The following is an 11670-nucleotide window of genomic DNA, read 5'->3' on the forward strand; positions in this document are numbered from 1 at the left end:
GCTGGCGGAATCCGTCCGGCCCCCGTTCCCGGAGCCATCCGCACGGTGACTCATCCGCGCGGCTTGGCGCGGTGGGTCGCGGTGGCGGTCCACGGATCGTCGGGCCAGGGATGTCGCGGATAGCGGCCCTTCATTTCCTTCTTCACTTCCGGATAGGTGCGTTCCCAGAAGCCCTTGAGGTCCTGGGTGACCTGCAGCGGGCGACCGCCGGGAGACAGCAGGTGCAGGGTGAGCGGCACGCGGCCCGCGGCGATGCGCGGGGTGTCGGCCAGGCCGAACAGTTCCTGCAGCTTCACCGCGAGCACGGGCGCGTCGTCGTGCTGGTAGCGGATCGGGCGCTCCAGGCCCGAGGGCACGAGGATGCGCGTGGGAGCCAGCGCGTCGATCTTCTGGCGCGCGGTCCAGTCGGCGTGCGACTTCAGTGCCTCGGCAAGTTCCGCCTCGCCCAGCGCATCCAGCCGCCGCTTGCCGGCCAGCGCCGGGCGCAGCCAGTCGTCCAGCGTGGCCATCAAGGCGGCATCGGAAACGTCGGGCAGGGCCGCGGCCTCGTCCGGCAGCCAGTCGCGCAGGCAGCGCACCCGCTCGCGCCACTGGCGAAGGTTCTCCGTCCAGGGCAGCGCCTCCAGCCCGGCCTCGCGCACCGCATCCACCAGCGCGTCGGCGAAACGGGCCGGGTCGGGCTGGGCGATGGGCCGAACGTCGAGCAGGATGCGGTCGAAGCGGCGTTCGCGCCGCGCCGCGATGCGCTGCGCGTCGGTATCCCAGAACACCCGGCCTTCGGTCACGAAGCGCGCCGCGAAAGCGCGCTCCAGCGCTGCCTCGTCCACGGGCGCGGCGCGCAGCACGCGCGCGTCGCGCTCGGCCTCGCGCAGCTCGGCAATGACGATCCACGCTTCGCCGTAGAGCGCGCTGTCGGGCGCGAGCGTGGCGCTGCGGCCGTTGGCGAGCTGGTAGCGGTGCGGGTCGGACGGATACTGGTGGGCGATGCGGTCGGGGAAGGCGAACATCAAAAGATCGCCGAGGCGATGGGCGGCGGCATCGGCCGGCGCTGCGGTGCCCACGCCCAGCCGCCGCCGCCACTGCCTCGCAGCCTGGTCGATCGCGGCCAGCGCGCCGCGCGAAGCCTCGGGCGGCGTGCGGCCGGCGCGAAACGCCGCCAGCGCCTGCCAGCGCGCGGCGATATCGTCGCGGCGCGGGCCTTTCAGCGGATCGCGCGCTTCGAGCAGGGCCGCCAGATCGCAGGCCAGCGCCGCGTCTTCCGGCAGGTCCGGTGCCAGCAGCATCGCGCCGATGCGCGGATGGGTGCCGAGCTTCAGCAGGCGCTGGCCGAGCGGCGTGATGCGTCCGTGCGACAGCGCGCCGAGGCGTTCGAGCAGGTCGCGCCCGGCCGCCAGCGCGCCGGCGGGCGGCGGGTCGAGGAAGCGCAGCGCGTCGCTGCCCCAGGCCGCCAGTTCCAGCGCCAGCCCAGTGAGTTCGGTGAGCGCGATTTCCGGGCGGCGCGAAGGTTCCAGCCGCTGCGACTGCGGCCAGAGCCGATAGCACCAGCCCTCGGCCACGCGACCGGCGCGGCCGGCGCGCTGGTCGGCCGAGGACTGCGGGATCGTGACCACGTCGAGGCGCGGGAAGCCGGAGTTGGGATCAAAGCGCGGCTCGCGCGCCAGGCCCGAGTCGATCACCGTGCGCACGCCGGGCAGCGTGACCGAAGATTCGGCCACGTTGGTGGCCAGCACGATGCGGCGGCGGCCGTCGGCGGAAGGCTGCAGCACCGCGCCCTGCGCCTCGACCGCAAGCTCGCCGTGCAGCGTCAGCACCTCGGCCGCCAGCCCCGCGCCGTCGAGCGCACGCTGCGCCTCGCCGATCTCGCGCTGTCCGGGCAGGAACACGAGGATGTCGCCGGGGTGCGCGGCGAAGGCGTCCTGCACGCAGCGCCGCACCTGCGCGGCGAGCGGCTCGTCGCGCCGTGCCGGCGGGTGCGAGATCGTCACCGGGAAGCTGCGGCCTTTCGAGCTCAGGCGCGGCGCATCGAGAAAGCACGCAAGCTTCTCGCCATCGAGCGTGGCGCTCATCACCACGATGCGCAGGTCTTCGCGCAGCTGCGCCTGCACGTCGAGCGCGAGCGCGAGGCCGAGGTCGCCGGAGAGGTGGCGCTCGTGGAACTCGTCGAAGAGGATCGCGCCGACGCCGTCGAGCATCGGGTCGTCCTGGATCATCCGCGTCAGGATCCCCTCGGTCACCACCTCGACGCGGGTCGCGGCGCTGGTCCGGTTCTCGAAGCGGATGCGGTAGCCGATGCGCTGCCCGACCGCCTCGCCCAGCCCGCGCGCCATGAAGCCCGCCGCGGCGCGCGCCGCTACCCGGCGCGGCTCCAGCATCACGATGCGCCGCCCGTCGAGCCACGGCGCATCCAGCAGGGCCAGTGGCACCCGCGTGGTCTTGCCTGCGCCGGGCGGCGCTTCCAGCACCAGGCGCGGGTGCGCCGCCAGCGCATCGCGGATCGCCGGCAGCAGCGCATCGATCGGAAAGACGGGTTCGGTCATGGGCTGCGAAGGGTAGCGCAGGGCGCGCGCCGCGCAGCGGCGGGCGGCTGGTGCCGCGCGCGGCCTCTGGCAGGCGCGAAGGTCCGCCGCTATCGTCTGCCCACCTTTCCCTGCTCCGTGGAGCTTCCCATGCGCTTCCTCGCCGCCTGCCTGCTTTCCGCCGCCGCCTTCCTCGCCCACGCCGGCGGCTACACCGCCTACGGCGAAGCCTTTGCCGACGGTGCCGCCGTGCCGGTGTCCGAGGCCATCGCCGCGTTCGATGCCCACGCCGACAAGCCTGCGCTATACAGCGGCCGCATCACCGAGGTCTGCCAGAGCAAGGGCTGCTGGATGGTGCTCGAACACGAGGGCCAGGCCGCGCGCGTGATGTTCGGCGCGGATGCCTTCTTCATTCCGAAGGATTCCACCGGCAGCGCCATCGTGCACGGCACGCTCGCGCGCAAGGCGCTGACCGCGGCGCAGATCGCGCACATGAAGGCGGACGGCAACGGCGGCGACGTCGCCGCCGTGGAATACCGCATCATCGCCGACGGCGTGCGGCTGGCGGGAAATCCCTGAGTCCGGGGGCATGGCGGATTCGCCGGTGCCGCCGCCATCGCGCCGGCACCGACCCGGACGCGCGCTCCCCGTGCCACCTGGAGCACGCGCGCGGCATTGAAGCGCGGGGTCAATTCGCCGCCCGAACGTACCCGGGCTGCGCCTCGAACCACTTTTTTGCGCCCTTGAGGCGGAACTGGCGCTGGCCGTTGTCCACGTCCACGCCCACGCCGAGCACGCCCCAGCGGGCGTGGAGCTGGCCGGACGGCTGCTCGCCGCAGTAGCGGATGCGCCCTTCGAGGTCGAAGCGGTCGTTGTTGGCCCGCATGTCGTCGACGACGAGGCACTCGCCCTGGCGCTGGAGCCGTGCGCTGGCGTCGGCTTCGCCGGCGTCGATCAGGCGGCGGATCCAGGTCGGGAACTGGCGGCGCTGGGCAAAGACGGAAAGCAGCGGGGCCACGTCGCGCAGCTTCACCTGCGCATCGACCGCCAGCGCCATCGGCTGCTCGAAGTCCATCAGGCCGTCCTTGAGTTCGGCCACGCCCCACCAGCCGCGCGTCGTTTCGCTTTCCGGCCGCAGGATGCCGACGTGCTGCAGCGCGATGCGGGTACCGGGCAGGTGGAACTGGCGTTCGGCGAGGCTGGCGGCGGCCAGGTGCGCATCGACCAGGAGGTTGCCGCGCAGCACCAGTTCGCCCAGGCTCAGGGTGGCCTCCGTGGCGCGGAGCAGGAAGGTGCCGCCGCTGCGGTTTTCCGCCACCTGCATGCGCATGTCGGCATCGATGCTGCCGCGCCCGGCGAGGAGCTTCACGCCGTGCGGCGGCAGATAGCGGTTGAAGCGCGCGAGGTCGGGCAGGCGGGCATCGCGGAATCGCAGGCGCACATCGAGCGAGTCCGCCAGGGTCTGCATCTGCCCGGTGCCGGCCAGTTCCAGACGCAAATCGCGGCCCGAGCCCAGCACCGCGTCGGGCTTTCCGGCGGGTGCCAGGTCGAAGCGATCGAGTACCACGGAGGCGACCAGTCGCGCTTCGCCGCCATCCCCCGGTTCGATGTCGGCGCGCGCGTGCGCTGCGCCCTGGAAGCGGTGCGCGTATGCGGACAGGCCGAACTCGGCGTCGCGGATCGCCAGCGCGGTGCCGGGTGCCAGATGGCCCGCCGTCACCCGGATCCTGCCCTTCACCTCGCCGCGACCCTCCAGTTCAAAGTCCTGCAGGCGGCGGAACAGCGGCCTGATGGCGGCGAGCGAGGGAAATTTCGAGTCGAGCTCGATGTCGCCATCGAGCCGCGCCAGCTGCTGCGGCCAGGGCGGCAGCGGCAGGCGGCGGGAAGCGAGCACGAGCCGCGCGCTGGCGCGCTGGATCAGGTCGGGAATCGGCGGCAGATCGAGCGCGAGCGCCAGGTCGTCGTCACGCGCGCGCAGCGCAAGCCGCGCCTCGCCATCCGTCGTCAGCCCGGAAAACGCGGTGACGGCGAGCGGCAGTCGCAGATCCAGCGCGCTGCCCGGCGCGAGCAGGCCGTGGTCGAGATCGAGTCGGGCTTCGATCCGTCCCGAATCCGCACTGGTGCGGGTTGCCACCTGCATGTCTTCGGCGATGCTGGCAACGAGGCCGAACGCATCGGCGTCAAGGCGCAGTTCGGCGACCAGCAGATCGAGGATCGCCGCGCCGGGATGCTCGCGCCGGCGGTGGGCGTCGATGCGTGCCGCAGCATCGATCGTTGCGTCATGCACCAACACGCGCCCACCGTGCAGCATCCGTGCCTGCTGCAGGTGCAGGCGCGAGGGCAGCAGTTCGAACGGGCCGCCGCGCAGCTGCTGGTACCAGCGCGCCTCGGCCTGTGCCAGGCCTTCCAGCGTGGCATCACCGACGTCCAGACGCAGGGTTGAATCCACCCGCACTTGGTCGAACACCAGGCGCAGCGCGCGCTCCCCGTGCGGCGGCGCGGGCAGGGCGGGTTCCACTTGCCGCACGCTGACGCGCGGCGCGTCAGCCTCGATCCACGCGAAGCGCAGTTCCCGGCGCAGCAGCGGCCAGAGGGCGATCCGGCCGCGGGCGCGGTCGGCACCGATTTCCCAGGCGGTGCTGCGCGCCTGCCCGCCCAGCGTCACCCGGGTGAGCGTGATGCGGCCGGGCCAGAGCATCCAGCCGCCCTGCCAGTCCATCTGGAAGCGCTCGGGCTTGCGGTTGACCAGAGGCTCGAGCAGCGGCGAATTGATCAGCGCGTTGGCCAGGACCAGGTATGCGGCCACCCCGACCAGCGCGATGCGCAGCAGGCGCAGCATGCGGCGCGGCCGGGCGGCGGGTGCGCCGACCGGCGTCATTCCAGCGTGAACCACTGCACCTCGACGCGGCGGTTGAGGTCGCTGTCCGGGCTGGCCGGTTCCTCCCAGCCGCGCCCGACCAGCTCGATGCGCGCCGGATCGATTTTCGGATAGCGCGCCAGCAGCGCGTCGCGCACCGCCTGGGCGCGCTGGCGCGACAGCTCCATCGCCTTGAGCGCCATCGAGCGCACCAGCGGCTGCCCGCCCTGCTTCTCGAACTCGGGCAGGCGCGCGTTGTCGACGTGACCGCGCAGCAGCACGATCGAGCCGGGGCTGACCTGCAGGAAGTTGCGGATGGTGTCGAGGTATTCCTGGTTCTGGCTGGCGTTGCGGTCCAGCACGGCGGAATTGGGTTCGAAGAAGAAGCGGATGTCGCGACTGAGGAGTGCGTCGCCCTCCAGCGACACCGCGCCGCCGGTGCGGATCGGCGCGATGGCGATGGTCTGGCCGGCGAACTGGCCCGCCTTGGTCAGCGCATCGAGCCACTGGGTATCGACGAAACGCGCCGGGTCGGCCGGGTTGCGGATGAGGTTGCCGTAGGCCAGCACCGAGGACTGGAAGATGCCCTGGAAGGAGCCGGCCGCATCGATCTGGCCGCTGAAAAACGCGAGGTTCTCCGGCAGATTGGACAGGTGCACCTTGGCCAGCTCGGCGCGCGCGTCGGCCGCGCTCCACCCGAACGCCTTGGCGATCGTTTCCAGATGCGCTTCGGGGGTGTCGCGCACCTGGCGGTTGCCTTCCATGAGGCCGTGCACCAGGCCTTTCGTCCACTCCGGCCGCGCCTGGGCGAAGCCTTTGTTGACGGTGAGGATGTCGGCCACCACCAGCAGGTTGCGGTTGGAGACCAGCGCCTTGGCGCGTCCCGCGGAGGCCGCCACCACCTCGTCGGTGCGCGGCGACCAGCCGACGCAGCCGTTGAGGCGCGGGCGGCTGATGGAAAGCTCGGCCGCGTAGGCGTCGCAGGCCACGAAGGCATCCTCGTAGAACACCAGCCCCAGCTCGCCGGCCGCCGGCCGCGCGTCGAGGTCGCGCAGCACCTTCACCGGCACGCCCGCTTCGGAGGCGAGGTAGCGGATGAAGAACTCGCTTTCGTTGAACTGCGAGGCCGCCAGCACGCGCCCCTTGAGCTGGTTGATCGAGGTGATCCCCGCATCCACGACCACCTGGTCGGCACCGCGCGAAAAGCCGATCTGCGCCGGCACCACGATGTCGAACTGCCGTCCCAGCACCGCGAGGGTGTCGACCGTGGTCACCGAGGCAGCGACGCGGCCGTTGTTGAGCTTGGACCAGCCTTCCTCCTCCTCCAGCTTCAGCCGCACCTGGAAGCCGTAGTTGCGCGCGAAGAAGGAGTCGGGATTGGGTGCCAGCCCGCCGTTGGCGACCACGAGGCCGGCGTAGCCGGCGTACTCGCTGATGTCCACGTCGATGATGTCGCCCTGCGGCTGGTAGGCCGCGGCGGCATCGAGGGCGGGCAGTGCGGTGAGCGGCTCGATCGGATCGGGCGCATCGACCGCCTCCGCGCGCGCCTGGACCGCATCGCGGCTGCCGTCCGCCGGCAGGTCGGGGGTCTTCATGTCGCGCAGCACCAGCCAGCCGCCGAGACCGAGCAGCGCCAGGATCAGGATGAGGGTGATCACGACGCCGGCGGCGTTGCCGCGCTGGCGTCGGGCACGGGTGGTCTGCGGATGGATCGACTTCATCGCGACTCTCCTTCGGACAGGGGTTTGTCAGTGACGGGGTTGCCGCGCAGCACCCGCTGGGGCAGCGCGGCGGTTTCATCGAGGTCCAGCGCGCCCAGCAGGTCGCGCTGGCTGTCGAGCCAGCGGTCGGCCTCGTTGAAGGCCGAGGTGAGGGCGTCGAGCGAACTGCCGATGCGCTTTTCATCACCGGCCAGCAGCGCCTGCTCGCGGATCAGCGAAACCTGCTGGTCGATGCGCGCCAGCTCCGCGTCGATGCGCTCGGCGCGCAGGGCGGCCTGGGCGTGCGCGGCCTGGCGCGCATCGATCACCTGCTTCTGCTGCTCCAGGCTGCGGCGCAGCTCCGGGTCGAGATCGGCCTGGCCCAGGCGGCGGTCGATGCCGTCTTCCTGCTGCTGCAGCCGCGCGCTGTCCTCGCGCGCGCCGACCAGCACCTGGGAAATGGTCTGACTGGCGCTGAGCATGCGCAGATGCAGCCAGACCAGTTGCTCGATGCTGTCGGCGTAGCTGCGCATCATCGGGTCGGCGTCGAGCAGCGCCAGGATCTCGCGCCCGCGCCGCTCCAGCGTGCGCTGGCGCTCGCGCCGCTCGCGGTCGAGCGCATCGAGCAGGGTGAAGTAGCGCCGCTCGCCGGGATCCTCGCGCGCCGCCTGGGCCTCCACCGCCGCGCGAAAGCGGCGGTTGCTGGCCATGCCGAGCAGGTAGGCCAGCTCCAGACCGGCACCGAGCAGCCAGAAGCCCGGGCTGAGGAAGATGCCGAGCAGGCCCATGGCACCGAGGAAGAAAAAATTGGGTGGGATCGGCATTCCCATTGGCCGCGCCGTGAACGCGGCCCAGAGGCGGCGCGCGAAGTTCACGTCGCGTCTCCGCCATAGTGGCGCAGGGCTTCCGGCACGAACTTCATGTCGGTGGCCTCGCGGATCGCGATGCGCATCTGGAAGGCCATCACGTCGGCCGGCACCGGCGGCTGGTAACCGGTCAGGCACTCCTCCAGCGCCGCCAGGACATCGAGCCCGCGGGTGCGGGTAAGGCGATAGGTCTTGACCGCCAGCGCCTCGGCGGCACCGGGCGTGAGCAGGGTCGGCAGCGCGAGACCGGCCATCGCCCCGGTGCCGGGCGCGATGCCGAAGCGCTTGAGCAGGACGTTGAGCAGCGCCGCGCTTTCCTCCGCGCTGGCAGTGGGCAGCAGCGGCACCTTCACGTCCACCCGCCCGGGGCGCTTGAGGTCCACCTCGATCAGGTCGGGGCGCGAGGAGGCGAGCATCCACATCAGCCGGCCGCGGTTGCCCGAGTCGCTCATTTCCTGCGCGATCATCGAATACAGCCGGCCCGAGAGGCCGCTGTCGCCGCTGCCCGAATCGCGCCGCCCGAGGGTCTGGTCGGCCTCGTCGATGAACACGATGCAGCGCCCCAGCGCGCGGATCAGGCGGAAGATCTTTTCCAGGTTGCCTTCGCTCGAACCGACCCAGCGGTCGCGGAAGTTCTTGAGCTTGACCACCGGCACGCCCGCTTCGCCGGCAAGGCACTCGACCAGATAGGTCTTGCCGGTGCCGACCGGCCCGCACAGGAGGTAGCCCATCGGCAGCGCGCGCAGATCGCCCGCGCGCCACAGCGCGATGTCCTGGCGCAGCCAGTCCTTGAGCACGTCCGGTGCGTGGTAGTCGTCCAGACTGCGGCGCGATTCGACGAATTCGATCAGGCCCGCGGCATCGCCCTCCACCAGCGCCTTCTTCACCTGGACGAAATCCGCCGGCTGCAGCGGCCGGTGCTCGTGCGCGCGCTGGCGCACCAGGCTTTGCAGCGCGCTGATGCTGACTCCGGCCAGCGCCTGCGCGGCGGTTTCGTCGCCCTGCCCGGGATCGAACGCGGCCGGGTGGTCCAGGCGCAGCTGCGCGAGTGCGGCGGTGAGCCGGGGCACGTCGGGCAGCGGGATGCGCAGGCGCGCCACGCGCGGGTTGAAGGCGACCTGCGGGTGCAGATCGTTGAGGTTGTCGGCGATGAGAAAACTGGCGAACGCGAGCTCGGAATAGGGTGCTTCGCTGGCGAAGTCGCGGATCAGGCTGGCGAGGCTGGCGATCTCGAAATCACCTGGACGACCGCCCGGAAGCCACTGGTCGACGCCGCGCAGGATGAAGGCGATGTGCTCGTCCTCGCCGCGCCCCAGCGCGCGCAGGTTGGCGCGGTAACGCAGGTAGCGTGCCACCACGTCGAGCGCCGCGCGCGGCTCGCGCGGCAGCGGGCCGAGCTTCTCGAAGGCCGGCCAGTCGCGCAGCCGCTCGGCACCGCGCGTGACGGCCAGCCCGTTGCCGGCATCGTAGGAAAACACCACCTGGAAACCGCCCAGGAGCTGGGCGTCAAGGTATCGGGTGAGGGACACCAGCCGGCCGTCCAGCACGAAGCGGTCGGCGCTGTTGCCGTACAGCACGAACTGCCCGTGGGCACCGCTCTCGTAGGCAAGCGCCAGTTCGGACAGCCAGGTGGGTGCGTGCGGTTCCAGCGGCATCTGGGCCTATCCAGGAATCGAGACGGACTCCCTCTCCCCGCGGGCGGGGAAAGGGAGAAATGAGGCTCACGCCGATTCGCTGTCGCTGGCGCGCGGCGTCGAACCCATGCTGCGCTCGGCCGGCTGCGGCAGCGGCGCACCTTCCAGGGTGAGGCCCTCGGCGGCGGCGAAGTCGGCCAGTGCCTGGTCGGCCAGGGCCTGCTGCTCGGCTTCCTTGAGGTTGATCTCGCCCATGTCGATGGAATCCTTCGCCACGCGCGCGCGGCCGGCCTGCTTGGTGCGCTCTTCCTCGACCATCTCGTGCAGGCGGTTGAGGGTGTCGCCCGAGTCGCCGATCTGCCCGATCATGCCGGCCGCCATCTCGTTCATGTCGGCCAGCGCCTTTTTCATGCGCATGTCGTTGATCGCGCCCTTGAGGCTATCGATCTTGGCGCGCGCCGCGCTCACCGCCACGTCGCGGGCCTTGACCAGGTTCCTGTAGGTTTCCTCGGCGTTCTCCAGCTGGCTGCGGTTCTCGACCAGTTCGCGCGCCACCGTCTGCAGGCGCAGGGCGAGCTGGGCGGCGGCGGCCTGATTCCCGGCACGCAGGTGCGCGCGGGTCTTGGCGCGCAGATCGCTGTCCTCGGCTTCCAGCTTGCGCACCTGGCTCATCAGGCGCTCGGCCAGGCCGGCGTGGGCGGCCAGACTCTGGTTGTAGCTGCCGATCTGCTTGCGCAGGTTTTCCTGCTCCAGCTCCAGCAGTGCCTCGGGATTGCGCTTCTCGATGCCTGAGACGAACAGCGACAGAAAGCCGCGAAAGACATTCATCAAACGGGTGAACATGCCGCCTCCGGGGGTGCAGAACGTGGGAACCGGCGCAGGATAACGCCTCGCGCACGGTTGCAGGACGCCGGATGCCATTCAACGTGACGCTTCGATGCTTCGTAGCCGCCGGACGCCGAACACCGCGTCGGGAACGCAGCCCCGACCTGCGATGCGCGACATGCCCCGTGCGGCGCGGTCAGAGCCGGTCCAGAACGTCGGCCAGTTCCGGAGCCAGCGGCGCGTTGAGGAGGTAGGGTGCGTTGCCCTGGTCCAGCGCGAATTCCAGCGAGGCGGCGTGCAGGAACAAGCGCTTGAGGCCCACCTGATCGCGCAGTCGCCGGTTGACGTCCTCGGCACCATACTTGTCGTCGCCCGCCACCGGATGGCCGAGGTGGGCGGCGTGGACGCGGATCTGGTGGGTGCGCCCGGTTTCGATCCGCACTTCGCAATAGGAGTGTCCGCCGCGCCGCTCCAGCACGCGGAAGTGGCTGACCGACGGCTTGCCCTGCGCATGCACCTGGACGTGGCGCTCGCCGCCCTGGCGCAGGCCGATGTGCAGCGGCGCATCCACCGTCAGCGTGCCGTCGGGCAGGCGTCCGGTGAGCAGGGCCAGGTAGCGCTTGGTCAGCCCCGCGCCGTGATCCTCGCGCAGCAGGGCCTGCAGTTCGACCAGCGCCGAACGCTTCTTGGCCACCACCAGCAGGCCCGAGGTGTCGCGATCGAGCCGGTGCACCAGCTCCAGCGTCTGGTCCGGGCGCAGCGCGCGCAGCGATTCGATCGCCCCGAAGCTGATGCCGCTGCCGCCGTGGCTGGCCATGCCCGAGGGCTTGTTGAGCACCAGCAGGCGCGCATCCTCGAACACGATGGCCGCCTCCAGCGCCGCCAGCAGGCGCTCCGGCGGGCGCGTCGGGGTGCCCGGTTCGTCCAGCCGCACCGGCGGAATGCGCACCTCGTCGCCCTCGGCCAGGCGCGCGTCCGGCTTGGCGCGCTTGCCGTTGATGCGCACCTGACCGGTGCGCAGGAGGCGGTACACCATCGAGCGCGGCACGCCCTTGAGCTGGCCGGTGAGGAAATTGTCGATCCGCTGGCCGGCACGGTCGGCGTCGACCTGCACCCGCCGGACCCCGGATCCGGGCCCGTTTGCCGCCGTTGTCATGGGATTGCTACACTGTACAAGCGAGATAACGTCAGGATTTGGCTGCACGCCGGAGTTGGTTGGCGGGCAGCAAGGGTTCCGGCGCAGGTCTGGCAGCGGCACGCAACCTGCGTGCA

General features: G+C 71.2%; 8 protein-coding genes. 1 reads left to right on the forward strand and 7 read right to left on the reverse strand.

Translation table 11 applies throughout. The annotated features are described in order from the left end of the window. Nucleotides 1-50: 50 nt before the first annotated feature. Nucleotides 51-2537, reverse strand: a complete 2487-nt coding sequence (hrpB, locus tag WB794_RS07935) for an ATP-dependent helicase HrpB (RefSeq protein WP_337335315.1) — start codon at nucleotides 2535-2537, stop codon at nucleotides 51-53. Between the two features lie 129 nt (nucleotides 2538-2666). Here hrpB and WB794_RS07940 point away from each other — a divergent pair, with 129 nt between their 5' ends. After that, nucleotides 2667-3095 (forward strand): DUF4920 domain-containing protein, encoded by a 429-nt coding sequence (locus WB794_RS07940; RefSeq protein ID WP_337335316.1) that lies wholly within the window; start codon nucleotides 2667-2669, stop codon nucleotides 3093-3095. Nucleotides 3096-3204: 109 nt separating this feature from the next. Here WB794_RS07940 and WB794_RS07945 read toward each other — a convergent pair whose 3' ends face one another. From WB794_RS07945 to WB794_RS07970, 6 genes are all read right to left on the reverse strand, one after another. Further along, nucleotides 3205-5394, reverse strand: a complete 2190-nt coding sequence (locus WB794_RS07945; protein ID WP_337335317.1) for a hypothetical protein — start codon at nucleotides 5392-5394, stop codon at nucleotides 3205-3207. Beyond that, nucleotides 5391-7094, reverse strand: coding sequence for a phosphate ABC transporter substrate-binding/OmpA family protein (locus tag WB794_RS07950; RefSeq protein ID WP_337335318.1), 1704 nt, complete (start codon nucleotides 7092-7094; stop codon nucleotides 5391-5393). The genes WB794_RS07945 and WB794_RS07950 overlap by 4 nt, the downstream gene beginning before the upstream one ends. Continuing rightward, nucleotides 7091-7897 carry a hypothetical protein gene (locus tag WB794_RS07955; protein WP_337335319.1) on the reverse strand — a complete coding sequence of 269 codons (807 nt, stop codon included), beginning with the start codon at nucleotides 7895-7897 and terminating at the stop codon, nucleotides 7091-7093. Before WB794_RS07955 ends, WB794_RS07950 begins: the two co-directional genes overlap by 4 nt. Before the next feature lie 47 nt (nucleotides 7898-7944). Further along, nucleotides 7945-9594, reverse strand: coding sequence for an AAA family ATPase (locus tag WB794_RS07960; protein ID WP_337335320.1), 1650 nt, complete (start codon nucleotides 9592-9594; stop codon nucleotides 7945-7947). A gap of 66 nt (nucleotides 9595-9660) precedes the next feature. Next, nucleotides 9661-10416 (reverse strand): PspA/IM30 family protein, encoded by a 756-nt coding sequence (locus WB794_RS07965; RefSeq protein WP_337335321.1) that lies wholly within the window; start codon nucleotides 10414-10416, stop codon nucleotides 9661-9663. A gap of 178 nt (nucleotides 10417-10594) precedes the next feature. After that, nucleotides 10595-11554, reverse strand: a complete 960-nt coding sequence (locus tag WB794_RS07970) for an RluA family pseudouridine synthase (RefSeq protein WP_337335322.1) — start codon at nucleotides 11552-11554, stop codon at nucleotides 10595-10597. Between the last annotated feature and the right edge of the window lie 116 nt (nucleotides 11555-11670).

Origin of the sequence: Denitratimonas tolerans (assembly GCF_037203605.1) — a bacterium.
GTDB lineage: Bacteria > Pseudomonadota > Gammaproteobacteria > Xanthomonadales > Xanthomonadaceae > Denitratimonas > Denitratimonas tolerans.